The following is a 25,501-nucleotide window of genomic DNA, read 5'->3' on the forward strand; positions in this document are numbered from 1 at the left end:
AAAGCAGAAATTGCCAAACTGGATGGCACGTTCGTCGCCATCATGCATCACGACACGGTGGATAATTTGAAACGCATCTTCGCGTGGAAAACGGGGCAGTAACCGTTAAACATGGTGTGACCGGCACACCTTACTTTTTCTCTAAACATTTCAGACGACCTATTTTTAACTTTGCAGCAAAGCCAAAGAATATTTCATCATTTCCTACTGGGAAAGTATGTTGTTCATAAATTGAGATTTATTGCTTAATCATTTATCCGTACAATCCGCCTCATCAGATATTAAGGAGGCAACGATGAAAAAATGCCTGTATTATTTGTCGGACATGGCAGTCCGATGAATGTGTTGGATAAGGAAAATCCTTTCAATACCCACTATTTTTATGACTTAGGCAAGATTTTGTCGGGCTGAGACGATTTTGCAAAAGTCTCAGCCCCGATTTATCTTACATTAACTTTTCTTCCGGCGACGTTCGCCCGGCAGCAGCATATCCGCCCATTTGATGATGTTGGCGACTTCTGCCGGATTGAGTTCGTAGAACTGGCCTCGTTTGAGGCGGTTTGGCAGGCCGATAGGGCCGAAGCCTACGCGGACGAGGCGGCTGACGGTCAGGCCTTGGCTTTCAAAGATACGGCGTACTTCGCGGTTGCGGCCTTCTTTAATGACGACGTTGTACCATTTGTTTGCGCCTTCGCCGCCTTGTTCGTAGATGCGTTCTACTTTAGCCAAACCGTCTTCGAGCATGACGCCTTCTTCGGTCAGGACGCGCATTTGTTCGGTGGTCAACTCGCCCAATACGCGCACGGCGTATTCGCGTTCTACTTCAAAGCTGGGGTGGGCAAAGCGTTGAACAAGTTCGCCTGAAGTGGTCAGGATCAAAAGGCCGCTGGTATTGATGTCCAAACGGCCGATGGCCACCCAGCGGCTGCTGGCTGCTTGCGGCAGGCGGTCGAAAATGCTGACGCGGCCTTGCGGGTCGTCGCGGGAAACGATTTCGCCTTCTTGTTTGTAGTAGAGGATAATGCGTGGCAGGCGGTCGGCCCATTTGAGTTTGATGATGCTGCCTTTGACGGTAACGTGGTCGTCGGGCGTAACTTTTTCGCCCAGTTGGGCCACGCGGCCGTTGACCGTTACCCAGCCGTTGCTGATCCATTCTTCCATTTCGCGACGTGAGCCGACACCGGAAGCGGCCAGGACTTTTTGCAGGCGTTCGGGCTCGAAGCGTGAAAGGTCGCTGCGGCGTTCTTTCAAATCGCGGGCGTGCTCCATGATTTTTTGGTTGGGATTGCGGACCACCAGTTTTTTGGCTTTGGCAGCACGTTGTTTTGGCGCGGTATTTTGAGCTTTGGGGCCGTCTGAAACTTTTTGGCCGTAAGGTTTGCCTGATGTTTTTCGCTCGTCGTCGGGACGTTTTTTATTGGCAAAGGATTTGGCCGGTTTGGAAGGTTTTTTGGCGGTAGACGATACGCCGTCGCGCCATTGGCGTTTGCTGGAAGGCTGTTTGGACATGATTTTTCCTAACTCGCTTGAAAAAGCGGTTCTTCTGCGGCGGTTGCGGCAGGGGTTGGATTGGGGGAAAAGGCCGTCTGAAAATCAAATTCAGACGGCCTGCCGATGAAAGGTTGTATTGTAACTCAACCAGTAAATTTTTGTTTGAAAATCCGAAAATTATGGCGAAAGGCGTTCGCGTATCCAGTTGCCGTCAACCAGGCGGTATTGGATGCGGTCGTGCAGGCGGCTGGGGCGGCCCTGCCAGAATTCGATGCGGTCTGGGATGACGAGATAGCCGCCCCAATGCGGCGGGCGGGGAACATGCAGAGGGTGTTTGACACCGACGGCCGCGGCCTTGGCCACCAATACGGCTTTGCTGGAAATCACTTCGCTTTGCGCGCTTGCCCATGCGCCAATACGGCTGGTATATGGGCGGCTTTCAAAATATTCGTCTGAAGCGGCGGCGTCGAGTTTTTCAATGCGTCCTTCAACGCGCACTTGGCGTTCAAGTTCCGGCCAGAAAAAAGTCATGGCGGCAAAAGGGTGAGCCGTATAGGAACGGCCTTTTCGGCTGTGGTAATTGGTAAAGAAAACAAAGCCTTTAGGGTTGACTTCTTTCAGCAGTACCATGCGGCTGTTGGGCCTGCCGTCTTCGCCCACGGCGGCAACGTTGACCGCGGTCGGCTCGTTGACTTCGGCGTGAATCGCTTCGTTCAGCCATTGCTCGAATTGGACAATCGGGTCGGCGTGGCATTCGGCTTCCGACAGCTCGCGTTTGCTGTAATCTTCGCGGATATTGTGCAGATCCATGATTTTTCTCCTTAGGTCTGACTGAATCATACTCCGTTTTTTCAGACGGCCTCAAGGGCATTTGTGTATAATCGTAGCCCTTTCCAATATAGAACAATACGGAGTCCTGTCATGCAAACCGAAGTCGAACTGAAAATCTTAAATCCGAAAATGGCCGATTCCCTGCCTGCTTATGCAACGCCCGGTTCTGCCGGTTTGGATTTGCGTGCCTGCTTGGATGAAGCTGTTGTGTTGCAGCCGGGCGATGTGTATCTCGTTCCTACCGGTTTGGCGGTGTATTTGGCCAACCCTGCTTACGCAGCCGTTTTGTTGCCGCGTTCCGGCTTGGGTCATAAACACGGTATTGTTTTGGGTAATTTGGTCGGTTTGATTGACTCGGATTATCAAGGCGAATTGAAGGTTTCTTTGTGGAACCGTGGTAAAGAAGCGTTTACCATCGAGCCGATGGAGCGTATCGCGCAAATGATGATTGTGCCGGTTGTCCAAGCTGCGTTTAAGGTTGTGGACGAGTTTGCCGCCAGCGAGCGCGGTGAAGGCGGATTCGGCAGCACCGGCAAAGCCTGATGATTTAAAAGGCCGTCTGAAACAGGGAAAATTGAAATATTCGATTTCGGTTTGCCGCTGTTCAGACGGCCTTTTTGTTGTGCCAACCTTTGCATAATTACACACAAGATTGCATTTTTATATCTTGCCTGCATGGCCGGCGCACCCAATAATACAGGCCGTCTGAAACCTTTACGGAGCGTTGTTATGTCCCGTCCTTCACTTTTTCTGCCTTTGTTTTTGATTATCTTTGGTGCGATTTGGTTTTTACGCGCTACGGATATTTTGCCTGCGACATCGACAATGATTGCCGGCGCATTAATTATTTTGGGCTTTGCCGTGTTGATTATGGACGGCATCAACAAACAGTCTATCGTTTCCGGCCCGATGCTGGTTTATATCGGTACAGCCATTTATCTGCACATGAGCTACTGGATTTACCTCTCGCCGCTGCTGGCCATCGGCATGGTCGTATTGGGTTGCCTGCTGTTGCTCTCGCGCAGCGATATGATTCCTGAGAAACACACAAAATAGAAAGATGAGAGATTTGGGTTTTGCCCTATAAAGGCCGTCTGAACAATGGTATAATCCGCCGCTTCAGACGGCCTTTTTTATTGTGGTTTAAATTTGAAATTTATCCTCCCGGCCGCACCGTTTTCTTACATTTTGCAAAGTTTCCGCCATGACCCAAGACAAAATCCTTATTCTCGACTTCGGCTCGCAAGTTACCCAGCTGATCGCCCGCCGCGTGCGTGAAGCCCATGTTTACTGCGAACTGCATTCTTTCGACATGCCTTTGGAAGAAATCAAAGCCTTCAACCCGAAAGGCATCATCCTCTCCGGCGGTCCTAATTCCGTTTACGAATCCGATTATCAAGCCGATACCGGTATTTTTGATTTGGGCATTCCGGTTTTGGGCATCTGCTACGGTATGCAATTTATGGCGCACCACTTGGGCGGTGAAGTTAGTCCGGGCAACCAACGCGAATTCGGTTATGCGCAAGTTAAAACCATCGACAGCGAGCTGACACGCGGCATTCAAGATGATGCACCTAATACGCTCGACGTATGGATGAGTCATGGCGATAAAGTTTCCAAACTGCCTACCGGCTTCTCTATCATCGGCGATACCCCGTCTTGCCCGATTGCCATGATGGAAAACGCTGAAAAACAATTCTACGGCATCCAATTCCACCCTGAAGTGACCCACACCAAACAAGGCCGCGCGCTGTTGAACCGCTTTGTCTTGGATATTTGCGGCGCACAACCAAGCTGGACCATGCCGAACTACATCGAAGAAGCCGTTGCCAAAATCCGCGAACAAGTCGGCAGCGACGAAGTGATTTTAGGTTTGTCCGGCGGCGTGGACTCTTCCGTAGCGGCCGCACTGATTCACCACGCCATCGGCGACCAACTGACCTGCGTGTTTGTTGACCACGGTCTGTTGCGTTTAAACGAAGGCAAAATGGTGATGGATATGTTTGCCCGCAACTTGGGCGTACGCGTGATTCACGTTGATGCCGAAGAGCAGTTTTTGGCGAAACTTGCCGGCGTTACCGACCCCGAGAAAAAACGCAAAATCATCGGTGCGGAATTTATCGAAGTATTCGACGCTGAAGAGAAAAAACTCACCAACGCCAAATGGTTGGCGCAAGGTACGATTTACCCTGACGTAATCGAATCCGCAGGCGCGAAAACCAAAAAAGCCCACGCCATCAAATCCCACCACAACGTAGGCGGCCTGCCTGAAAACATGAAGCTCAAATTGCTTGAACCATTGCGCGACTTGTTCAAAGACGAAGTGCGCGAATTGGGCGTCGCTTTGGGTCTGCCGCGTGAAATGGTGTACCGTCATCCGTTCCCGGGCCCAGGTTTGGGTGTGCGTATCTTGGGCGAAGTGAAAAAAGAATACGCCGACTTGCTCCGTCAGGCAGACGATATTTTCATTCAAGAATTGCGCAATACTACCGATGAAAACGGCACATCTTGGTATGACCTGACCAGCCAAGCCTTTGCCGTATTCCTGCCTGTGAAATCCGTCGGCGTAATGGGCGACGGCCGTACTTACGATTACGTCGTTGCCTTGCGTGCCGTGATTACCAGCGACTTTATGACTGCGCACTGGGCTGAGTTGCCTTACTCGCTGCTTGGCCGTGTGTCCAACCGCATCATCAACGAAGTCAAAGGCATCAACCGCGTGGTTTACGATGTAAGCGGCAAACCGCCTGCCACGATTGAATGGGAATAATCCCTAAAAAATAAAGGCCGTCTGAACAGATATTGTTCAGACGGCCTTTATTTTTTAGGGACTAAGCCCAATTAAAATTGATTTTTCAATTCACGCAAAGCAGCGAAGACTTCGAGTTCGCTGTTTAATTTTCGTCCGCTCAATTCTTCGGCGCGTACCTGAACTTTGGGCAGGTGTATGCGGAAAAACGGGTTGACTTTGCGTTCGTGCGCCAGGCTGACAGGTAATGTCGGCGTGTGTTTGGCTGCGGTCAAGGCCGTCTGAATGTCGGCGTTGTCCGGCTCGATATGCAGGGCGAAGCGCAGATTGGAGGCTGTATATTCGTGCGCCGGATAAAACAGCGTTTCTTCGGGCAGCTGGTTGAATCGGTGGAAGCTGTCGTAAAGCTGCTCGATTGTGCCGGTAAATACGCGGCCGCAACCAGCGGAGAACAAGGTATCACCGCAGAAAACGTGCAGGCCGTCTGAGTTTTCCAGCAGATAGCTGATGTGGCGGTCGGTATGGCCGGGGGTTGCCCAAACGGTAACCAAGCCTTCGCCAAACGGGAACTGAGTACCTGCGGTGACGGTATGCGTCGCCACGTCGATGTCGCTTTCGCCATAGATCGGAGATTCTAAAAAGCCGTGGAACAGGCTTTTTGCGCCGCCGGTATGATCGGGGTGCGGATGGGTAATCCATGTTTGCGCCAGCATTAGGCGGTTGTGGACGAGGAATTTCAAAACGGGCGTGGCATCAGACGGATCGACGCAGGCGGCATGGTTGCCTTCTTGAATCATCCAGATGTAGTTGTCGTTTAGAGCTTGGATTGGCGTGATTTTCATATGCTTTCTTCTGGTTTGGGGTTTCAGACGGCCTCTAAATAATCTTTGATATTCGGGCTTTGGCCGAATACGGCTTCATGGGCTTGCTGGATACACAGTCGGTTGAACAGCAATCTTTGGGTTTGGTCGCCGTCGATAATCCGCACTTGGCCTTGCAGTTTGGGCGCGTCGTGATGAAAGGTATTCTTAAACGCGTGCCAACGGTCGGTTTGCAGATGGACGATGGCAAACATATCGTGCGAAATATTAACGCCGACGCTAAATAGCTTGGCCGAGGCTTGCAGGCAGAAACTGCTGTCGCCAAACAGGCACAGCCCCGTGTTTTCCGGATAGCGGAACAATTCGATTTTCACTGCTTCGGGTTCGGCAAAGATGTTGCAAAACAGTCGTTCAAACAACGACGGTTGCGCCACGCCTTCGCTCAACATACCGTAAAGCCCGCCCAGCCAATCGACATAGCCGAGAAAGGTGAAACGGTAGTCCTGCATAATGGCTTCGATGCGCTTGGGGTCGCGTTTGCTGATCAAGCGGACAAATTCAAAACCGACTTCCGGCAGCCGCGCCCGAAGTGTTTGGTGCAGGCGGTGGGCAAACAGGTTTTTATGGTTGTGCGGATTGCGCAGGATACCGAGGAATTTCAGTCGCAATATCCGCCACAAGGCATCCGGTACTTTGACGGTATCGGCATTTGCCGTAGTTGTTTTCAGACGGCCTGCAGGTAAGGTGCGCAGATGATTGCAGGCCTCTTCGTAGCCGCTTTCATGACGGTTGAACCAGCTTTCCAGATTGTATTGGTTGGCGGAGTCTTCGACAAAGGTCAGCGTATAGAGGTTTTTCGCCGCCAAGTTGCCGATGATGTTGACGCTTATCGCTTCGCTGCGGTTTTGTTCTTTGCTACGGGCTTTTTCGCCAGTATGAAACATTGACAGAGGCAGGCGGTAAACGTTTTGGTTTTGCGGGCTGACCTGCGGATTATGCGCATGCTGCCGCTGCTCGGTTTGGGCGATGAAGTGGTGTTCCTTCGTCGGATTCGCAGTCAACAGGGCGTAAGGCTTTTCTCCGCATTCGGAAAATTCACAATCGCTGAGGATAAAGGCTTGTCGAGTCATAATGTCGGGAAAGGCCGTCTGAATATGTCGATTATAGTTTAAAAGTGGCAATTATACAGAATGACGGCGACGAGTTTGGTCTTTATACGCAAAAGGACGCAAAAAGGTCATCTGAAAACGGATATAGCGAGGTTCGCTAAATCGTTTTCAGACAACCTTAAATCAACGGACTGTTCAACACTATTTATTCTTCTTTTTGGAAAACATGGTTGAGGTGATACTCGAAATATTTTTCGCTTTCAGGTTCGATTTTTAATTTCATATCGGGAGAAATTCCAAGCCGCTTTTGATTTTCCAGATCGATTTTCGGACTGATTTTTATCGTACCGTCGGCATCAAACGTAATCAGTCCGCTATCGAATAATGCGTCAATATTGGGTGCGAGCATCAGTCCATTGAAGGGATCTAACCTCTCTTCATTATTGCATTTGCTCCAAGGTTTGATATGGCTGGCAATAAGTAAAGACCGAACATCTAGACCTGTTAGCGGGCAGTTCGGATACAGTTCGAGTAGTTTTTGCCGGAATCTGCCTTGCCCTTGACGGGCTTTTATCAAAGTTTCAATTTCGGTTCGCTTTTCTGGATTAGTCTCGGAGGCTAAACATTCTTCGAGTTCGTCTATATCAGATTTTAAGGACAGGGTAGAAGCTACCTGAAAATTTGGTATTCCCATGAGCCGTCCTACCAGTAATCCGTTTTTCTTACAGGTTCCGCATGGAGTTAGTTCTCTCCTGTATTCATCCAGGCTCCATTTTTCAAGTTCTTCAATTGAGTTTGAGCAAACTTTGAAATATTTTCCAGTTGTGCGCCCCGGCCTTTTATTTAGTTGGTTACAATTAGCAAAATGTATTTTGGGATAATCTTTCCAAATCTTAGAAGGGTCTTTAGTTTGATCTATATTTAATACAAATCCATTTGGGTTTTCATCAATCCATTTAATATAGTCATCATCATTCGGCATGTTTTTAAAAATTACTATGTTAGACATAAGCTTCTCCAAATCTTTCTATAAATTCAATTAAGTTTATTTGTATATAGGTTCGGGACAAAAAATCTAGGCCGTCATTCCCGCGCAGGCGGGAATGACGGCGGTCGGCTCGGTCTTATACGCAAAAGAACATAAAGGTCGTCTGAAAACAGATATAGCAGGTTTCACTAAATCGTTTTCAGACGACCTTTTCTTTAAAGCCGAATCAAATCAGCCTGCCGGTTAACCCAAAGCCTTCCTTGCTCCGGCGAAGAGGCGGTACCAGCCGGACAGTTCCGTCCAGTCTTCCGGTTTCCAGCTCATTTGTGCGGCGCGGTACACGCGTTCGGGGTGGGGCATCATGATGGTGACGCGGCCGTCGGCGTTGGTCACACCGGCGATACCTTGAGGAGAGCCGTTAGGGTTGAGCGGATAAGTTTGGGTCACTTGGTTTTGACCGTCCACATATTGCAGCGCAATGCCCAAATCGGCGGAAATATTGCCGCCGTGAAGTGCGAAGTCGGCGCGGCCTTCGCCGTGGCTGACCACGACAGGCAGGCTGGAGCCTTGCATTTCGTTCAGAATCAGCGATGCGGATTTTGGAACATGAACCATACTCAGGCGCGCTTCAAACTGTTCGCTCAAGTTGCGTTTGAACTTCGGCCATGTTTCTGCGCCCGGGATAATCTCGGCAAGGTTGCTGACCATTTGACAGCCGTTGCACACGCCCAATGTCAGCGTGTTCGGGTCGGCGAAGAAGGCGGCAAATTGGTCGCGCAGAGCAGGGTGGAACAGGATGGATTTCGCCCAGCCTTCGCCTGCGCCGAGTACGTCGCCGTAGCTGAAGCCGCCGCACGCCGCCAGCATTTTGAAGTCGGTAAGGTGGACGCGGCCTGCCATCAGGTCGGACATATGCACGTCGTAAGCATCGAATCCGGCGCGGGTGAAGGCGGCGGCCATTTCGATTTGTCCGTTCACGCCCTGTTCGCGCAGGATGGCGATTTTGGGTTTCGCGCCGCTGTTGACGAAAGGCGCGGCGATGTCTTCGTTCACGTCGAACTTCACGTCGGCAAACAATGCGCTGCGGTCGTTGTCGTCAATCAGGGCAAACTCACTGTCGGCGCAGGCAGGGTTGTCGCGCAGACGTTGAATGGCGTGGCTGGTTTCCTGCCATGCGCGTTGCAGGTCGGTAAGGGATTGATTGAAAAATTCTTCTCCTGCATTGATGACCATATGGCCGCTGTCGGCAAACTCTCCCAAATGGTGCAGCGTGAGATTCAGTTTCTCGCACAAATTGAAAATATATTCGTGGTCGGCAGCGTGAACAGCAATAACGGCTCCTAATTCTTCGTTAAACAGGGTAGTTAGGACAAATTTTTGCCATTCTTGAGACGAGTAATACTCGTTTTGAACGTTAATATTTTTACTTACCATTGTCAGCAGGTCGAGATTCATGCCACGGCGAGAAGCAAATGCCATTTCTGCCAGAGTCACAAACAAACCGCCGTCGCTGCGGTCGTGGTAGGCCAGCAACTTATCTTCTTGAACGAGTTGCTGAATTAACTGATAAAACGCTTTCAGATGGCCTGCATCAATATCAGGTGCTTCGCCGCCGCTTCGGTTATACACTTGAGCCAGTGCAGACCCACCCATACGGCACTTGTTGTTGCCTAAGTCAATCATCAGCAGAATAGCGAATGAATTGGCATTGTCTTTTAATACGGGCGTAACGGTTTTGCGTACGTCTTGAACTGGCGCGAACGCGGAGATAATCAGGCTCAACGGCGAGACGACAGATTTTTTCTCTTCGCCGTCCTGCCACACGGTTTTCATTGACAGGCTGTCTTTGCCTACGGGGATGCTCAGATCCAATGCCTGACAGGCTTGGGAGACGGCTTCGACGGTGCGGTAAAGTTTTTCGTCTTCGCCTTCGTTGCCGCATGCCGCCATCCAGTTGGCGGAGAGTTTGATATTGCCGATGTCGCCGATGTTGACTGCCGCGATGTTGGTGATGGCTTCGCCGACGCACATTCTGCCCGAAGCAGGCGCGTCAAACAGGGCGACAGTCGGTTTTTCTCCCATAGACATCGCTTCGCCACGATAGGTATTGAAGCCCATCATGGTAACGGCGCAGTCGGCTACGGGGGTTTGGTATTTGCCGACCATTTGGTCGCGGTGGGTCATGCCGCCGACACTGCGGTCGCCGATGGTAATTAGGAAGTTTTTAGCAGCTACGGTAGGCAGACGCAGAACGCGGTAGGCGGCTTCGGTAATGTCGATATCGCCGGCGTTAAACGGTTTTTCAGACGGCGTAACTGTTTTGTCGGTGCGCGTGGTTTTGGGTGGTTTGCCAAGCAAAACGTTCAACGGCAAATCGACAGGATTGTTGGAGAACAAGTCGTCGCGCACTTTCAAATGGCCGTCGTCGGTCGCCGTGCCGACCACGGCAAATGGGCAGCGTTCGCGTTCGCAGATGGCGCGGAAGGTGTCCAAATCTTTTTCCAAAATCGACAACACATAACGCTCTTGCGATTCGTTACACCAAATTTGCAATGGGCTGAGGCCGTGTTCTTCCAGCGGTACTTCGCGCAGTTTGAATACCGCGCCGCGGCCGGCATCGTTGACGAGTTCAGGGAAGGCGTTGGACAAGCCACCTGCGCCGACATCGTGGATGGAGATAATCGGGTTTTGGTCGCCAAGCTGCCAGCAACGGTCGATGACTTCTTGCGCGCGGCGTTCGATTTCGGGGTTGCCGCGTTGTACGGAGTTGAAGTCCAAAGATGCGTCGTTTGTGCCGGTGTTCATGGAAGAGGCTGCGCCGCCGCCCAAGCCGATGAGCATACCCGGGCCGCCCAGTTGGATAAGCAATGCGCCTTCGGGGATTTCGTCTTTGTGTGTTTGCTGTGCCTGAATGCTGCCCAAGCCGCCGGCAATCATAATCGGTTTGTGATAGCCGCGAACCTGACCGTCGAACTTCTCTTCAAAAGTACGGAAGTAGCCCAAGAGGTTCGGACGGCCGAATTCGTTGTTGAACGCTGCGCCGCCGATCGGGCCTTCAATCATGATGTCTAAAGGAGAAGCAATATGGCCGGGTTTGCCGTAAGCTTGTTCCCAAGGTTGCTCCAAGCCAGGGATATTCAGGTTGGAGACGGTAAAGCCGGTCAAGCCTGCTTTCGGACGTGAGCCTTTACCTGTTGCGCCTTCATCGCGGATTTCACCGCCCGCGCCCGTTGCCGCGCCCGCAAACGGCGCGATGGCGGTCGGGTGGTTGTGTGTTTCCACTTTCATGATGATATGGGTGTCTTCTTCGTGGAAACGGTAGCCTTGGTTTTCTGCCGCATTTGGATAGAAACGTTCGACTTTTGCGCCTTCGATCACGGACGAATTGTCTTTATAGGCAACGACCGTGCCTTCGGGATGCGCATTGTGTGTGTCGCGAATCATGCCGAAAAGGGATTTCGGTTGTTTTTCGCCGTTGAGGATGAAGTCGGCGTTGAAGATTTTGTGGCGGCAGTGTTCGCTGTTTGCCTGCGCGAACATCATCAATTCCACATCGGACGGATTGCGGTTTAAAACTTGGTAGTTTTCGACCAGATAATCGATTTCGTCGGCTGAAAGCGCCAAGCCCATTTCGGTATTGGCTTTGACCAATGCCTCTTTACCGCCGCCCAATACATCTACGCTGGAGAAGGTTTCCGATTGGATATGGTGGAACAGTTGCGCCGCCGCATCGATGTCGGTCAACACGCTTTCGGTCATGCGGTCGTGCAACAGGGCTGCCCATTGTTGTTTTTGCCCGTCGGTAAGCGCACCTTCCAACCATACGGCCATGCCGCGTTCGATACGTTCAATGCCTTCCAAACCGCAGTTTTCGGCGATATTGGTTGCTTTGGAAGCCCAAGGAGAAATGGTGCCCAAACGGGGCGTTACCAAAAATAAATGCAAGCCCTCGCGCGCTTTGGGCGTTTGTTCAACGCTTTGCGCTGCCAGTAAGGCTTGCAGTTTTTCGACTGTCGCGGCATCAAGTGCTTTTTCGCTACCGACAAAATACCAAAATTCGCTGCTTAATTTGACTTCGGGCAGGCCGAGGGCGGCTGCTTTTTGGAAGAGTTTTTCAACACGGAAATCGGAAAGGGCGGTTACACCGCGCAAGGGCAGAACAACAGACATGGATTCAGCTCACAAAATGCAGTTGGGGAATCCATTATTATACCTGAAAAATGCAATTTTGCTTGTGAATTTATACTTCAAGTGTTGACAATTTTTGCTTGTGAATTGAAGGGGAATAAGGCAATCGTGTCACCTGCTTTTTTATTTTTGCACCTGATTATTCGATTATTTTTGTTTTTTTTTTTGAAGAATCGGGAGGAATGGGGACGGATAGGCATAAAGGAATAAAGTAAAAATTATTTAATTGTTGTCTTTGATATTTTGCTGACAATAAGGCCGTCTGAAACCTTACTTTCAGACGGCCTTGCTTTATCCTTTTCTTTTGTTTCCCAACATGTCCAGCAATCCTGCCAGATTGCTTTTTCCTTCTTCCTTACTCACAATCGGCTCGCCGCCTTTGCGGCCTAGGATTTTGATGTCTTCCTGCGGCATTTCGTCTATGAAGCGGCTCGGCTCGGGGAACTGCCATGTGCCTTGCTTTTTGCGTTTGAGGCAGTGGGTCAGTATAAGCTGGCGTTTGGCACGGGTAATGCCGACGTACATCAGACGGCGTTCTTCTTCGACATTGTCTTCTTCTATGCTGTCGTTGTGCGGCAAGATGCCTTCTTCGCAACCGACAAGGAAAACGTAGGGGTATTCCAAACCTTTGGAAGCGTGCAGGGTTGAGAGTTTGACGGCATCGATTTCTTCTTCGCTTTTGCCCTCCAAAAGCGTCATCAGGGCGATGGTTTGGGCAAGCTCGATGATGTTTTTGCCGTCTTGCTCGCCTTTGCGTTCCAGCCAGCCGGTCAGGTCGGTAACGTTACGCCATTTGATTTCACCTGCTTTGCCTTCCTCATTGGCCAACAGGTGGTTTTCGTAGTCGATTTCTTTTAGCAGGTTATGAATAAGCTCGCCTGCTTCGCTGGTTTCGGCTTTGGTGCGGTAGTTTTCAATCATATCCATGAAGGCTTGCAGGTGTTGGCGGTTGGTATGGTTCAATAGGGCAAGCGCTTCTTCGGTTTGCGCGGCTTCATATAGGCTGCATTCGTGTTCGTGCGCGTAGGTGTTGAGCTTGCCCAATGTAACGTCGCCGATGCCGCGTTTAGGCGTGGTCACGGCGCGCAGGAAGGCGGGATCGTCGTTGGGGTTGGCAAGCAGGCGCAAATAGGACAAAACGTCTTTGATTTCGGCTTTGTCGAAAAAGCTTTGTCCTCCGGAGAGTTGGTAGGGAACACGCGCGCTGCGCAAGGATTCTTCAAAAATCCGCGCCTGATGGTTGCCGCGGTATAACACGGCGAAATCGGCGTATTGGGTTTTGTCGCCGCCGACCAGCTTCTGTTTGACGATTTGGCTGACGACCCAGTCGGCTTCGTGCTGCTCGCTTTGGCAGGCAACGACTTTGACGATTTCGCCTTCGCCGAACTGCGACCAAAGTTTTTTGGTAAAGAGTTTGGGGTTGTTTTCGATGACTTTGTTGGCGATTTTGAGAATCCGCGCGGTGGAGCGGTAGTTTTGCTCCAGCTTGATGACCTTCATCTGCGGATAGTCTTCCTGCATTTTACGCAGGTTTTCCATGTTTGCGCCGCGCCATGCGTAGATGGACTGGTCGTCGTCGCCGACGGCGGTAAACATGCCTTCCGCGCCGGTCAAGAGCTTCATCAGGGTAAATTGGCAGGTGTTGGTGTCCTGGCATTCGTCAACCAGCAGATAACGCAGCCGCCGCTGCCATTTGTTGCGCACTTCGCTGTTTTGCTGCAAGAGTACGGCTGGTAGGCGGATTAAGTCGTCGAAGTCCACTGCCTGATAGCTTTGCAGGGTTTCCTGATAACTCGCATAGACGTGCGCTGTTTGTTGTTCCCACACATTAGCGGCCGTCTGAACTACTTCTTCAGGCGTTTTTAAATCGTTTTTCCAAAGGGAAATTTGATGTTGCGCTTTGAATATGGCTTCTTTGCCCGTACCGCCCAAAAGCTCGCCGATTATTTTGGCGCTGTCGGTAGAGTCGAGGATGGAAAAGTTTTTTTTGTAACCGATTTGATCGGCTTCTTCGCGCAAAATCTTCATACCCAAAGAGTGGAAGGTGCAAATCGTCAGCCCGCGCGTTTGCGACTTAGGCAACATTTTGGAGACGCGCTCCTGCATTTCCGTAGCTGCTTTATTGGTAAAGGTAATCGCGGCGACGGTATGCGGCAGATAGCCGACATTGACAATCAAATGCTTGATTTTTTGCGTAATCACACCGGTTTTTCCGCTGCCTGCACCGGCAAGGACGAGCAGGGGGCCGCCTAGATATTTGACCGCGGCTTGCTGTTGGGGGTTGAGTTTCATTGAAGGGGAAGACGGGTAATGTGGGGAGCAATTATACAACAAGGCCGTCTGAAATTTTCAGACGGCCTTGGGCGTTTTTTAGAGTAAACCTTATGCAAAATATTTCAATTTGCCTTTGAAGTCTTCCAGCTTCTCATAGCCTTTTTGCACCATGATGGCTTTTAATTCAAGGGAAACCCGTTCAAAAATGTCTACGCCTTGCTGGTGTAGCGCCGTGCCGATCTGCACCATGCTTGCGCCGCACAAGATGTGTTCAAACGCATCACGGCCGCTGTAAACGCCGCCCGTTCCGATAACTTGGATAGACGGATCCAGTCTTTGATAGAACGCGTGGACATTGGCGAGCGCAGTCGGTTTGATGTATTGGCCGCCTATGCCGCCGAAGCCGTTTTTCGGGCGGATGACGACGGATTCGTCTTCGATATACATGCCGTTGCCGATGGAGTTAACGCAGTTGACGAATTTTAGGGGATAGCGGTTGAACACTTTCGCCGCTTGATCAAAATGGGCTATATCGAAATACGGCGGCAATTTGATGCCCAAGGGCTTGTCGAAGTAGGTAAACGTATTATCCAAAATCATCTCGGTTGTTTCAAAGTCATAGGCGATTTGCGGTTTGCCGGCGACGTTTGGGCAGGATAGGTTGAGTTCGGTAATGCCGTTAAACCCGCTATTTTGCACTTTTTCCAACAGGATATGTGTTTCGCCGGGCGATAGACCGACCAATGATAGGAAAAATGTCCGTTCCGGCTCAGATTCTTGAAGGGTAAGCAGGTAATCCAGATAGTAATCAATGCCTTGATTCGGCAAACCCATCGAATTGATGCTGCCGAGAGGCACGTCCCGATAACGCGGCTCTGGGTTGCCTTGACGCGGGGTAAGCGTTGCGGTCTTGGTAATGAAAGTGCCTGCCGAAGACTGTCTGACCGCTTCCAATTCCTCAACAGTCATACATAAAACACCTGCCGCATTCATCAGACAGTTGTCAAAAGAAAAACCGGCAATTTGGGTTTTCAACGATATCATCTCCTGCTCCTTTTCTTCGTAAAATCAAATTGTTTGACAAGCGTAGCACGAAGAGGTGTCACGATTTTTAACAAACATCAAATGACAAAGCATGTAGGCGGATGTTGTTTTCAATATTAAAAAAAGGCCGTCTGAAAAACTCAAACGGTCTTTCAGACGGCTTTCACTATATGGCATTAATAGAACCAAAAGCTGTCGGCTGATTTGGATATTGGGTTTTAAAAATCAGGCCAACCATTCGGTTAAAGACGCTTCAAAACGTTTCAAGCCTTCGGCCATATCTTCATCGTTCAGCAGCAGGCTGGGGGCGAAGCGCACGACATTGGCGCCGGCAACCAGTACCATCAGGCCGTGTTTCAAAGCGGCGGCGGTGATTTCCGATGCCTTGCCTGCGTATTCGTCTGCCAACACGCAGCCAAGCAGTAAGCCCATGCCGCGGACTTCTTTAAATACGCCGGTCTTTTCGCCTATTTCACGCAAGGCTGTCTGAAGTTTTTGGCCTTGTTGTTTAACGTGTGCCAATGTTTCGGGCGCATTGATGATGTCAAATGCACGGCTGCCGACTGCGCACGCCATCGGATTGCCGCCAAAGGTTGAGCCATGTGTTCCGGGGCCGAAGGTTGGGGCGATTTTATCGGTGGTCAGAATTGCGCCAATCGGGAAGCCGCCGCCCAAGGCTTTGGCGGAGCTGAGAATATCGGGTGTTACGCCGTAATGCTCGTAGGCAAACAGTTTGCCCGTATGCCCCATGCCGGTTTGCACTTCGTCCAAAATCAGCAATGCTCCGTGCTTGTCGCATAAACGGCGTGCGGCTTGCAGATATTCTTGGGTGGCAGGCAGGATGCCGCTTTCGCCTTGAATCGGCTCGATAATCACAGCGCAGGTTTTGTCGCTGATGGTTGCTTCTAATGCGACAACATCATTGAAGGGAACGTGGGTAATGCCGGCCGGCAGCGGCGCGTAGTCTTTGCTGTATTTGGGCTGGCCGCCGACGGATACGGTAAACAGGGTGCGGCCGTGGAAGCTGTTGAGGCAGGAGATGATTTCGGTTTTATGCTCGCCAAAATGATCGCGGCCGTATTTGCGCGCCAGTTTCAGCGCGGCTTCATTGGCCTCTGCGCCGGAATTGCAGAAAAACACCTTGTCGGCAAAGGTATTTTCGACCAATTTTTTGGCCAATTCTTGAGCCGGTTGGGTGGTATAGATATTAGAAATGTGCCAGAGTTTTTGCGACTGCTCGGCCAAGGCTGCGACCAAATCGGGATGGCAATGACCCAGCGCGTTCACAGCAATACCGCCTGACAGATCAATGTATTCTCGTCCTTCGGTATCCCAAACCCGGCTGCCGAGCGCGCGTTCCGGAATCATGGGGGCGAATGAGAAATTGGGTGTCAGGTAGTTTTGCATTTTCTTTTCCTTTTAATATTGTCAACAATTTTTTCAATTATGCGCCTATTGATTGAGAGATTCAATATGGCAATCAGGCCGTCTGAAAACTGGCTTTCAGACGGCCTGATGCTTATTTATGCTTGATTTCCCAGCATTGATGGATTTTTTTGTTGCGGAAATCGTCGGGAACGGACTGTTTGGAAATGTCTTTGACGGCATATTGTTCCGCGACCGAATCGTCCAACACAAAGCTGCGCAAGTTGTTGGAGAAATACAGAATGCCGTCTGAAGCGAGCAGGCTCATTGCGCCGTCAATCAGCTTTTTATGGTCACGCTGGATGTCGAGGATGTCGAGCATCTTTTTGCTGTTGGAAAAGCTGGGCGGATCCATGACGATCAGGTCGAACTTTTTGCCTTCGTCTGCGGCATTTTGCAGGTATTGGAACACATCGGCGCGGACAATTTTGTGTTGTTCGGTGTCGATGCCGTTGAGTTCGAAATTGCGTTTTGCCCACTCGAGATAAGTATTGGATAAATCAACAGTTTCGCTGGATACCGCGCCACCGGTTGCGGCATAGACGGTAAAGCTGCCTGTGTAGGAAAACAGGTTGAGGAAGCGTTTGCCCGCTGCGGTTTCGCCGACTTTTTTGCGCGTGTTGCGGTGGTCAAGGAAGAGGCCGGTATCGAGGTATTTGTCGAGGTTGACCCAAAACTTGCGGCCGTTTTCAGTGATGACGAAATCGTCGCCGGTTTTGCCGGTTTTCTCGTATTGTTGTAAACCTTTTTGACGTTCTCGGCGTTTGAGGTGGATTTGTTCGGGTGCAAAACCGGTCACAAAACCAATGGCTTCCAATACATCGGCAAGCCATGCTTCGTATTCTTCGGGCTGCATCAGCCAGCCGGTATCGTATTCCTGAAGATGGATTTGGTCGCCGTAAACATCGACGGCAAAGGGAAATTGGGGAATATCGCGGTCGTAAATGCGCCAGGTTTCGATATTGTTGCGTTTGGCCCATTTCATAAGATGTTTGATGTTTTTGCCCAAGCGGTTGGCAAAGGGGGTAATGTCGGTCATGGTTTTCAGACGGCCTGAATAAGTATTAGGAAGGGGTTGGATTTTAACGCACTTGATGTCTTTTTGCTTGACTGTTATCCATAAAATCTATATTATCCGCCGTTCGCCTTTTGATACGAAGCCATCGTCATCCAACCTAAACCGCCGTTTCGGGCGCGTTTCTTTTATTGCTTGCATATTTGCAAAGCCTTTTCTGTGCAGGTTGTCGTCGATGTTAACCACAAGCAAGATGCTTGCGACAACCCTGTAACTTCACATTTCCCGTATCGTTACTTTCCTTTGCTTCAGGTCGTCTGAAATTGTTCAGGCGTGCGCGTTGTTGTCTCTTAGGATAGATATGTCTATTAAATTTGCTGATTTGAACCTTGATAAAAACATTTTGTCTGCCGTAAGCAGCGAGGGTTATGAAAGCCCGACCCCGATTCAGGCGCAAGCGATTCCGTTTGCTTTGGACGGTCGCGACATTATGGCTTCGGCACAAACCGGTTCAGGCAAAACCGCAGCCTTCCTGCTGCCGACTTTGCAAAAACTGACCAAACGCAGCGAAAAACCGGGCAAAGGCCCGCGTGCTTTGGTATTGACTCCGACCCGCGAACTGGCGGCTCAGGTGGAAAAAAACGCGCTGGCGTATGCTAAAAATATGCGTTGGTTCCGCACCGTCAGCATCGTCGGTGGCGCATCTTTCGGCTACCAAACCCGTGCTTTGAGCAAACCGGTTGACCTGATTGTCGCCACTCCGGGCCGTCTGATGGACTTGATGCAAAGTGGCAAAGTTGATTTTGAACGTTTGGAAGTGCTGATTCTGGACGAAGCCGACCGTATGTTGGACATGGGCTTTATCGACGACATCGAAACTATCGTTGAAGCGACGCCTAGCGACCGTCAGACTTTGTTGTTCTCCGCCACTTGGGACGGCGCGGTGGGCAAACTGGCGCGCAAGCTGACCAAAGACCCTGAAACCATCGAAGTTGAGCGTGTGGACGATCAAGGCAAAATCGAAGAGCAGCTGCTGTACTGCGACGATATGCGCCATAAAAACCGCCTGCTCGACCACATCTTGCGCGATGCCAACATCGACCAATGCGTGATTTTCACGTCCACCAAAGCCATGACCGAAGTCATCGCGGATGAATTGTACGAAAAAGGTTTTGCCGCCAACTGCCTGCACGGCGATATGCCGCAAGGCTGGCGTAACCGCACGCTGATGGACTTGCGTAAAGGCCGCTGCAAAATTTTGGTTGCCACCGATGTTGCAGCACGCGGTATCGATGTACCAACCATTACCCACGTTATCAACTACGACTTGCCGAAACAGGCTGAAGACTACGTTCACCGCATCGGCCGTACCGGTCGCGCTGGTCGTACCGGTATTGCGATTACTTTTGCTGAAGTGAACGAATACGTCAAAGTACACAAAATCGAAAAATACATCGGCCGTAAATTGCCTGAGCTGACCATCGAAGGCATGGAGCCGACACGTAAACGCAAATCTGCCGGTGGCAAACCGAAAGGCAAAGGCGGTTGGGGCGATCGTAAATCCGGCGGCTGGCGCGGCGATAAGAAACCGGCTAAAGAAGGCTTTAGCGGCAAATCACGCGGCGAAGGCCATAAAAAAGACGGTTTCAAGAAAGATGGCTTTAAGAAAGATGGTTTCAAAAAAGCTGACGGTTTCAAAAAAGGCGGCGAAGGCTTTAAAGGCAAGCGTAAGTCTAACGACAGCTTTGGCGGTAAACACAAAAGAGGTTGATTTTTTCAATCTTAAGGCCGTCTGAGAAAGACATAAGGGCGTGTGAAGACACGCCCTTTTTTATGGTTTCAAGTTTTCGCATATAAAAAAGCGTGGGATTGGTCCCACGCTTTTTTCAGACGGCCTCTTACAAAGCGGCCAATACGGCATCGCCCATTTCGGAGCAGGAAACCAGTTTGGTACCTTCTTCATAAATGTCGCCGGTACGCAAGCCTTGTTGCAGTACTTTTTGTACGGCGTTTTCAACTTGTTGCGCGCGTGCTTCGTCATTCAGGCTATAACGCAGCAGCATGGCAAGAGACAATACGGTTGCCAGCGGATTGGCTTTGTTTTGACCGGCAATGTCGGGAGCGGAGCCGTGAGACGGTTCGTACAGGCCTTTGCCGTTTTCGTCCAAAGAAGCAGAAGGCAGCATACCGATGGAACCGGTCAGCATGGAGGCTTCGTCAGAGAGAATATCGCCGAAGATGTTGCCGGTGGCAATCACGTCAAATTGTTTGGGCGCGCGTACCAACTGCATGGCGGCATTGTCCACGTACATATGGGAAAGCTCGACGTCAGGATATTCTTTGCCGATTTCTTCAAAGATTTCGCGCCACAGTTCGGTGGTTTCCAAAACGTTGGCTTTGCCTACAGAGCAGACTTTTTTGCTGCGTTTTTGGGCGGATTGGAAGGCAACGTGGGCAATACGGCGGATTTCGCTTTCGCTGTATTTCATGGTGTTGTAGCCTTCGCGTTCGCCGTTTTCCAAAACACGGATGCCGCGCGGTTCGCCAAAGTAAATATCGCCGGTCAGTTCGCGTACGATAAGAATGTCGAGGCCGGCTACGATTTCCGGTTTCAGAGTGGAAGCGTTGGCCAGCTCGGGATAAAGGATGGCAGGGCGCAGGTTGGCAAACAGATTCAAGTCTTTACGGATGGCCAACAAGCCGCGTTCAGGGCGCAACGGACGATCGAGATTATCGTATTGAGGAGAACCGACTGCACCAAGCAGGACCGCATCGGCTTTACGGCAAAGGTTTTGCGTGAATTCTGGATAAGGATGGCCGTATTCGTCATAGGCTTCGCCGCCCAAAGGCGCATATTCGTAGCTGACATCCAAACCTTGTTCGATAAGTTTGTCGAGTACACGGACGGTTTCTGCAACGATTTCAGGGCCGATGCCGTCGCCGCGCAAGATAGCGATATGTTTGGTCATTTCGGGTTTCCTTATGGGAAGGTTTTAGGTAAAGGGCAGGTCGCCTGTTTTTCAGACGGCCTTAAATCAATTTGCTCTGAAAACGCTGATTGTACCATTATGGTACTGGTAAAGCTGGGTAGAAATTGCGTAGGCAGAGTCTTCAAATGCCTGTAGGGCAATATTCGCCATCGCCTGCAAAGCTTCTTCATCGGATGGGCTGCAAACGAGCAGGGTGTTGCGTGCCGGGACTGCAAAAACGGGGTTGGCCGGCAGCATAGGATCGTCTTTAAGTACTTCGTCTAAAAGCAAAATCAGGGAAGCATCATAGTCGTTGTCCAAATGGATTTGGGTCAATGACCAACCTTCGGCATGATGAATTTGGACACGTCCATTCATCCGTTGGCGCAGATTATCCATGGCGGTACGATACAAGGCGTCTTCATCTTCAATACCGGCCTCTTTCATATGCTCACGATTGAGCGTATGCATGGATTCTTCCGTATCCACCATGTAAAGCAACATGATATCGCCTGCAATCGGTTTATATACCAGGTAATCGGCAGGTTCGTCTTTGTCCGTATTTGTAATCAGTCTGACGTTTTCCAGATAAATTGTATTTTTAATCGTCGGAAGAATTTGTTGTGCTGAAACACTGGCATCAGTGTCCTGAATCTTATTGATAACCGCTAAATTGGCAGCAACAATAGCCTCCAAGGCCTCGGGATTTTGCAGATAACTTGTGTAATGGTTGCTCAAATATGTGCTGAACGATGCTTCATCGTCTTCGGAAAACTGGACGATGATAGGCGAAGAAGCAATGTTTTCGCCCCAGTCGATTTTCACCTCAAGATCCAATTCTTCTTGAATACGACGGGCAAAGTATTCGACAAATTCCTGCCAAGTCATTAATTTAGGTTTGGAGCGGAACAACCTGCTGAAAAAAGACATATTGTGTCCTGAATAAGGGGATAAGGCCGTCTGAAAAATTATAGACGTTCGGTTTCAACACGAATTTTAAAAACAACTTTGCGTATGTTCGCCCTGTCGCCGACCAATGGGGCATGCGCATCATTCGGGAAAAATAGCGCAAATTCGCCAGGCTCTAAGGTCAGCCAAGTCTCCGGCTCGCAGTTGAAAAACTCAATATCGCGCTTTTCATTGTAGCCTAAACCGTTTTTCAGACGGCCTCTGTCTATCCAGCCATACGTTTCGCTGCCATCAATCGGTGTTTGAATATCAATATGTTTTAAGTGCGCTTCAGGCTGGGCTTCGCCTTTAGTCCTCATCGGCTCGCTGCCGATAAAAATACGGATATTGGGATTCTCGCACGGCACTTGACCATCCGGCAGCTTGGCAAAATCTAGGGTCTGCAACAAATGGAAAGCCTCGGCAAAGTCGGGATGCAGGGCAGCATAGCGGGTGGCATTGCTTATGGTGTCGGTAATCATAGTGTATTTTTGTAGATTAAAGGCCGTCTGAAACACTTCAATTTTTCAGACGGCCTTTTGTATATTAACCGTTAAACAGCCAAGGCTGGCTTTGGCGGCGTTTTTCTTCAAAGGCGTGAATTTCGTCAGCGTGTTGCAGGGTTAAGCCGATTTCGTCCAAGCCGTTTAAGAGGCAGTGTTTGCGGTGTTCGGTAATGTCGAATGTGAATGTTTCGCCGCTAGGGGTGGTCAGTGTTTGCTCGGCAAGGTCGATGGAGAGCTGATAGCCATCGTTGGCTTCAACTTCTTTGAAAAGCTGGTCAACCTGTTCTTCTGTCAAAACGATAGGCAAAAGGCCGTTTTTGTAGCAGTTGTTGAAGAAGATGTCGGCGAAGCTGGGGGCGATGACGGCGCGGAAGCCGTAGTCGTCCAATGCCCAAGGGGCGTGTTCGCGTGAAGAGCCGCAACCGAAGTTTTTACGCGTCAACAGGATTTGTGCGCCTTGATAGCGTGGTTGGTTCAGGGAGAAATCCGGATTCAACGGGCGTTTGCTGTTGTCCATGCCCGGTTCGCCGTGGTCGAGGTAACGCCATTCATCAAAGGCATTGGGGCCGAAGCCGCTGCGTTTGATGGATTTCAGAAATTGTTTGGGGATAATGGCATCGGTATCGACGTTGCTGCGGTCAAGCGGGGCGACGATGGCGGTAATTTTGGTAAAGGCTTTCATGTCAGGTTCTTATAGTAATAATGGGAAATTTTATGGATATTCGGGTTAGCGTGTGCTGTGCAAACCGATTCGGTTGCCTTCTGTGTCTTCGATAAATGCTGCAAAGCCGTTGGCAATGCGGAATTTCTCTTGTAACAGTTTGCCGCCTGCTGCAACGGCTTTTTCTACTGTTTCGGCACAATCCGGGCAATTGAAGAAAATAGTCGTTCCACCGTGGCCGGGCTGGGCATTACTGTCGTGCCAAATCATGCCGGCCGTACCGTGTTGCGTGTAATCGGCTGGAAAAATGATGAAACGGAATCCGTTGCCGCCAACGTCTTGCAGGGGCTTGTCGAATACGGATTCGTAAAATGCTTTGGCTCGATCCAAATCATGAGCGTGAATACCAAACCAGCTTGATGGATTACTCATTGTTTCTTCCTTTGCTTGGAATCGTGAAAATGTCTGAAAAATTAATAATGTATCAGGCCGTCTGAAACGGAGTCAGGAGCTTCAGACGGCCTGATTTACCGAATTATTCGGTAGCGGCTTCAATTTTGTTACCAACATGGCTCATGCCGCGGCCTACTGCATTGCCACCTTTTTTAACGGCTTCGCCGGTTTTGTCGGCAACGTGTTCTGCCGTTTCTTTGGTTTTATCGGCTACGCGCTCGGCAGTCTCTTTGGTTTTGTCCCAATTGCGGTTGGCATCATCTTTTGCGCCGGACCAAGTGCTGGAACAAGCTGACAGGATGAGGGCTGCGGCAGCCAATGCAAACAGTTTTTTCATACTAGATTCCTTTCGAGTTATCAATGATTGAGAAGGTTTTCGGACGTTTTGCGCAATAGGAAAACTTACTTGAGCAAGGTATTGTTTCAGACGGCCTGGTCAATAAAGGCCGTCTGAAAATACTTTAAGCCATAGTGCGGATGTCTGTAAAGTAGCCGGTCACTGCGGCTGCGGCTGCCATGGCAGGGCTGACGAGGTGAGTGCGTCCGCCGTTGCCTTGACGGCCTTCAAAGTTACGGTTGGAGGTGGAGGCGCAACGTTGTCCCGGGGTCAGGCGGTCGGCATTCATGGCGAGGCACATAGAGCAGCCCGGTTCACGCCATTCAAAACCGGCTTCGATAAATACTTCGTGCAAGCCTTCTTTTTCGGCCTGTTCTTTAACCAAACCGGAGCCTGGAACAATCAATACGCGTTGTACATTGTCCGCTTTTTTGCGGCCTTTGGCGATAGCGGCGGCTTCGCGCAAGTCTTCGATACGGCTGTTGGTGCAAGAACCGATAAAGACGATATCGACAGGGATTTCGTTTAATGGCGTACCGGCTTCCAAGCCCATGTATTCAAGGGCGCGTTCCATGCCGCTGCGTTTGACTGGATCGGCTTCTTCGGCAGGATTAGGCACTTTGCCACTGATGTCTAAAACCATTTCAGGCGATGTGCCCCAAGTCACTTGAGGCTCGATGTCTTCGGCTTTGAAGTGGTATTCTTTATCGAATACTGCGCCTTCGTCAGACACCAGCGTACGCCAGTATTCAACGGCTTTGTCCCATGCTTCGCCTTTAGGTGCGAAAGGTTTGCCTTTTACATAGTCGATGGTGGTTTGGTCAACGGCAACCATGCCTGAGCGCGCACCGGCTTCAATCGCCATATTGCACAAGGTCATGCGGCCTTCCATGGAAAGGCTGCGGATGGCTTCGCCGCCAAATTCGATGGCGTAGCCTGTACCGCCTGCCGTACCGATTTGGCCGATGATATAAAGCGCTACGTCTTTAGCGGTAACACCGGGTTTCAGACGGCCTTCAACGGAAATCAGCATGGATTTGGATTTTTTAGCGGTAATACATTGGGTCGCCATGGTGTGTTCGACTTCGGAAGTGCCGATACCGTGCGCTAATGCGCCGAATGCGCCGTGGGTAGAAGTGTGTGAGTCTCCGCAGACGACGGTCATGCCGGGCAGGGTGGCACCTTGTTCCGGGCCCATGACGTGCACAATGCCTTGACCTTTATCCATGAACGGGAAGTAGGCGAGTGCGCCAAACTCTTTAATGTTTTTGTCCAAAGTATCGACTTGCAGTTTGGAAATCGGGTCTTGGATGCCTTTGTCCCAGTCGCCTGTCGGGGTGTTGTGGTCGGCTGTGGAGACTACGCTGTCGATACGCCAGAGTTTGCGGCCGGCCATTTTCAAGCCTTCAAATGCTTGCGGGCTGGTTACTTCGTGAACCAGGTGGCGGTCGATGTAAAGCAGGACAGTGCCGTCTTCTTCTTCGCGGACGACGTGGCTGTTCCAAAGTTTATCGTAAAGGGTTTGTGCGCTCATGATGAGTATTCTTTGCTATTGGTAGGTATGAATGATGGTTTGCGTTTATGGGCGGATTTTAGGCTTTTTATAGGGGCTGCGCAATAGGAATTTGTCCAATTTTTAAAATTTGTTGCAAAGTTTCAAAAACACTTGTCAAAAATTAGACAAATTGTAGA

The 25,501-nt window shown here is 50.4% G+C and carries 21 protein-coding genes and 1 pseudogene; 5 read left to right on the forward strand and 17 right to left on the reverse strand.

What is annotated here, in order from left to right; all coding sequences use genetic code 11:
• Window positions 1-303: 303 nt before the first annotated feature.
• Window positions 304-375 (forward strand): annotated as a pseudogene (locus tag HMPREF2606_RS11150) (dioxygenase); the annotation flags it as partial.
• Window positions 376-450: 75 nt separating this feature from the next.
• On the opposite strand, the gene HMPREF2606_RS08435 reads toward HMPREF2606_RS11150, so the two are convergent.
• Window positions 451-1,509, reverse strand: coding sequence for a pseudouridine synthase (locus HMPREF2606_RS08435; RefSeq protein ID WP_003686367.1), 1,059 nt, complete (start codon window positions 1,507-1,509; stop codon window positions 451-453).
• Between the two features lie 159 nt (window positions 1,510-1,668).
• On the reverse strand, window positions 1,669-2,301 hold the full coding sequence (gene pdxH / locus HMPREF2606_RS08440; protein WP_003686383.1) for a pyridoxamine 5'-phosphate oxidase: 633 nt from the start codon (window positions 2,299-2,301) through the stop codon (window positions 1,669-1,671).
• Between the two features lie 111 nt (window positions 2,302-2,412).
• On the opposite strand from pdxH, the gene dut reads away from it, so the two are divergent.
• The 3 genes from dut (at window position 2,413) to guaA (ending at window position 5,092) form a co-directional block, all read left to right on the forward strand.
• Entirely contained in the window at window positions 2,413-2,865 is a 453-nt protein-coding gene (dut, locus tag HMPREF2606_RS08445) for a dUTP diphosphatase (protein WP_004520325.1), read from the forward strand.
• 186 nt (window positions 2,866-3,051) lie between these two features.
• A complete protein-coding gene (locus HMPREF2606_RS08450) occupies window positions 3,052-3,378 on the forward strand; it encodes a hypothetical protein (protein WP_039862324.1) in 327 nt (108 codons plus the stop codon).
• Window positions 3,379-3,526: 148 nt separating this feature from the next.
• Window positions 3,527-5,092: a glutamine-hydrolyzing GMP synthase gene (gene guaA, locus HMPREF2606_RS08455; protein ID WP_070843516.1), complete on the forward strand. Its 1,566-nt coding sequence runs from the start codon at window positions 3,527-3,529 to the stop codon at window positions 5,090-5,092.
• 71 nt (window positions 5,093-5,163) lie between these two features.
• On the opposite strand, the gene gloB is transcribed toward guaA, so the two are convergent.
• From gloB to HMPREF2606_RS08495, 8 genes are all read right to left on the reverse strand, one after another.
• The gene (gene gloB / locus HMPREF2606_RS08460) at window positions 5,164-5,913 is read right to left on the reverse strand and encodes a hydroxyacylglutathione hydrolase (protein WP_070583951.1); all 750 of its coding nucleotides are present in this window, start codon (window positions 5,911-5,913) and stop codon (window positions 5,164-5,166) included.
• A gap of 23 nt (window positions 5,914-5,936) precedes the next feature.
• Window positions 5,937-7,022: a hypothetical protein gene (locus HMPREF2606_RS08465; protein WP_070843517.1), complete on the reverse strand. Its 1,086-nt coding sequence runs from the start codon at window positions 7,020-7,022 to the stop codon at window positions 5,937-5,939.
• A 184-nt stretch (window positions 7,023-7,206) separates the two neighbouring features.
• The gene (locus tag HMPREF2606_RS08470; RefSeq protein ID WP_070711932.1) at window positions 7,207-8,010 is read right to left on the reverse strand and encodes an HNH endonuclease; all 804 of its coding nucleotides are present in this window, start codon (window positions 8,008-8,010) and stop codon (window positions 7,207-7,209) included.
• 222 nt (window positions 8,011-8,232) lie between these two features.
• Complete coding sequence (purL, locus tag HMPREF2606_RS08475; protein ID WP_070711933.1) at window positions 8,233-12,159, reverse strand: phosphoribosylformylglycinamidine synthase; 3,927 nt, start codon at window positions 12,157-12,159, stop codon at window positions 8,233-8,235.
• Window positions 12,160-12,468: 309 nt separating this feature from the next.
• The gene (gene rep / locus HMPREF2606_RS08480) at window positions 12,469-14,469 is read right to left on the reverse strand and encodes a DNA helicase Rep (RefSeq protein WP_070583946.1); all 2,001 of its coding nucleotides are present in this window, start codon (window positions 14,467-14,469) and stop codon (window positions 12,469-12,471) included.
• Window positions 14,470-14,559: 90 nt separating this feature from the next.
• On the reverse strand, window positions 14,560-15,495 hold the full coding sequence (locus tag HMPREF2606_RS08485; RefSeq protein WP_070711934.1) for a dihydroorotate oxidase: 936 nt from the start codon (window positions 15,493-15,495) through the stop codon (window positions 14,560-14,562).
• Between the two features lie 225 nt (window positions 15,496-15,720).
• Window positions 15,721-16,902: an aspartate aminotransferase family protein gene (locus tag HMPREF2606_RS08490; RefSeq protein ID WP_070711935.1), complete on the reverse strand. Its 1,182-nt coding sequence runs from the start codon at window positions 16,900-16,902 to the stop codon at window positions 15,721-15,723.
• A 112-nt stretch (window positions 16,903-17,014) separates the two neighbouring features.
• Window positions 17,015-17,959 (reverse strand): class I SAM-dependent methyltransferase, encoded by a 945-nt coding sequence (locus HMPREF2606_RS08495; protein ID WP_070843518.1) that lies wholly within the window; start codon window positions 17,957-17,959, stop codon window positions 17,015-17,017.
• A gap of 337 nt (window positions 17,960-18,296) precedes the next feature.
• On the opposite strand from HMPREF2606_RS08495, the gene HMPREF2606_RS08500 reads away from it, so the two are divergent.
• Entirely contained in the window at window positions 18,297-19,706 is a 1,410-nt protein-coding gene (locus tag HMPREF2606_RS08500; RefSeq protein ID WP_070843519.1) for a DEAD/DEAH box helicase, read from the forward strand.
• Between the two features lie 127 nt (window positions 19,707-19,833).
• On the opposite strand, the gene leuB is transcribed toward HMPREF2606_RS08500, so the two are convergent.
• The 7 genes from leuB to leuC form a co-directional block, all read right to left on the reverse strand.
• Window positions 19,834-20,904 (reverse strand): 3-isopropylmalate dehydrogenase, encoded by a 1,071-nt coding sequence (gene leuB / locus HMPREF2606_RS08505; protein ID WP_070843520.1) that lies wholly within the window; start codon window positions 20,902-20,904, stop codon window positions 19,834-19,836.
• 66 nt (window positions 20,905-20,970) lie between these two features.
• Window positions 20,971-21,834 (reverse strand): DUF1444 family protein, encoded by an 864-nt coding sequence (locus HMPREF2606_RS08510; RefSeq protein ID WP_070843521.1) that lies wholly within the window; start codon window positions 21,832-21,834, stop codon window positions 20,971-20,973.
• A gap of 38 nt (window positions 21,835-21,872) precedes the next feature.
• The gene (locus HMPREF2606_RS08515; RefSeq protein WP_070843522.1) at window positions 21,873-22,334 is read right to left on the reverse strand and encodes a NanQ anomerase/TabA/YiaL family protein; all 462 of its coding nucleotides are present in this window, start codon (window positions 22,332-22,334) and stop codon (window positions 21,873-21,875) included.
• Between the two features lie 64 nt (window positions 22,335-22,398).
• The gene (gene leuD / locus HMPREF2606_RS08520; protein ID WP_070843523.1) at window positions 22,399-23,040 is read right to left on the reverse strand and encodes a 3-isopropylmalate dehydratase small subunit; all 642 of its coding nucleotides are present in this window, start codon (window positions 23,038-23,040) and stop codon (window positions 22,399-22,401) included.
• A 45-nt stretch (window positions 23,041-23,085) separates the two neighbouring features.
• A complete protein-coding gene (locus HMPREF2606_RS08525; RefSeq protein ID WP_070843524.1) occupies window positions 23,086-23,451 on the reverse strand; it encodes a VOC family protein in 366 nt (121 codons plus the stop codon).
• 103 nt (window positions 23,452-23,554) lie between these two features.
• On the reverse strand, window positions 23,555-23,809 hold the full coding sequence (locus HMPREF2606_RS08530; RefSeq protein WP_070843525.1) for a hypothetical protein: 255 nt from the start codon (window positions 23,807-23,809) through the stop codon (window positions 23,555-23,557).
• A gap of 124 nt (window positions 23,810-23,933) precedes the next feature.
• A complete protein-coding gene (gene leuC / locus HMPREF2606_RS08535) occupies window positions 23,934-25,343 on the reverse strand; it encodes a 3-isopropylmalate dehydratase large subunit (RefSeq protein WP_049335217.1) in 1,410 nt (469 codons plus the stop codon).
• Window positions 25,344-25,501 lie beyond the last annotated feature (158 nt).

Origin of the sequence: Neisseria sp. HMSC070H10 (assembly GCF_001837635.1) — a bacterium.
Classification (GTDB): domain Bacteria; phylum Pseudomonadota; class Gammaproteobacteria; order Burkholderiales; family Neisseriaceae; genus Neisseria; species Neisseria subflava_A.

Bases quoted from the DNA above. Each gene is read 5' to 3' on its own strand.
- leuC (WP_049335217.1), bottom strand. From the start codon at position 25,343: ATGAGCGCACAAACCCTTTACGATAAACTTTGGAACAGCCACGTCGTC.
- HMPREF2606_RS08450 (WP_039862324.1), top strand. From the start codon at position 3,052: ATGTCCCGTCCTTCACTTTTTCTGCCTTTGTTTTTGATTATCTTTGGT.
- HMPREF2606_RS08530 (WP_070843525.1), bottom strand. From the start codon at position 23,809: ATGAAAAAACTGTTTGCATTGGCTGCCGCAGCCCTCATCCTGTCAGCT.
- HMPREF2606_RS08490 (WP_070711935.1), bottom strand. From the start codon at position 16,902: ATGCAAAACTACCTGACACCCAATTTCTCATTCGCCCCCATGATTCCG.
- guaA (WP_070843516.1), top strand. From the start codon at position 3,527: ATGACCCAAGACAAAATCCTTATTCTCGACTTCGGCTCGCAAGTTACC.
- HMPREF2606_RS08485 (WP_070711934.1), bottom strand. From the start codon at position 15,495: ATGATATCGTTGAAAACCCAAATTGCCGGTTTTTCTTTTGACAACTGT.
- HMPREF2606_RS08435 (WP_003686367.1), bottom strand. From the start codon at position 1,509: ATGTCCAAACAGCCTTCCAGCAAACGCCAATGGCGCGACGGCGTATCG.
- HMPREF2606_RS08500 (WP_070843519.1), top strand. From the start codon at position 18,297: ATGTCTATTAAATTTGCTGATTTGAACCTTGATAAAAACATTTTGTCT.
- leuD (WP_070843523.1), bottom strand. From the start codon at position 23,040: ATGAAAGCCTTTACCAAAATTACCGCCATCGTCGCCCCGCTTGACCGC.
- HMPREF2606_RS08515 (WP_070843522.1), bottom strand. From the start codon at position 22,334: ATGATTACCGACACCATAAGCAATGCCACCCGCTATGCTGCCCTGCAT.
- HMPREF2606_RS08470 (WP_070711932.1), bottom strand. From the start codon at position 8,010: ATGTCTAACATAGTAATTTTTAAAAACATGCCGAATGATGATGACTAT.
- dut (WP_004520325.1), top strand. From the start codon at position 2,413: ATGCAAACCGAAGTCGAACTGAAAATCTTAAATCCGAAAATGGCCGAT.
- HMPREF2606_RS08525 (WP_070843524.1), bottom strand. From the start codon at position 23,451: ATGAGTAATCCATCAAGCTGGTTTGGTATTCACGCTCATGATTTGGAT.
- purL (WP_070711933.1), bottom strand. From the start codon at position 12,159: ATGTCTGTTGTTCTGCCCTTGCGCGGTGTAACCGCCCTTTCCGATTTC.
- pdxH (WP_003686383.1), bottom strand. From the start codon at position 2,301: ATGGATCTGCACAATATCCGCGAAGATTACAGCAAACGCGAGCTGTCG.
- leuB (WP_070843520.1), bottom strand. From the start codon at position 20,904: ATGACCAAACATATCGCTATCTTGCGCGGCGACGGCATCGGCCCTGAA.
- gloB (WP_070583951.1), bottom strand. From the start codon at position 5,913: ATGAAAATCACGCCAATCCAAGCTCTAAACGACAACTACATCTGGATG.
- rep (WP_070583946.1), bottom strand. From the start codon at position 14,469: ATGAAACTCAACCCCCAACAGCAAGCCGCGGTCAAATATCTAGGCGGC.
- HMPREF2606_RS08510 (WP_070843521.1), bottom strand. From the start codon at position 21,834: ATGTCTTTTTTCAGCAGGTTGTTCCGCTCCAAACCTAAATTAATGACT.
- HMPREF2606_RS08495 (WP_070843518.1), bottom strand. From the start codon at position 17,959: ATGACCGACATTACCCCCTTTGCCAACCGCTTGGGCAAAAACATCAAA.
- HMPREF2606_RS08465 (WP_070843517.1), bottom strand. From the start codon at position 7,022: ATGACTCGACAAGCCTTTATCCTCAGCGATTGTGAATTTTCCGAATGC.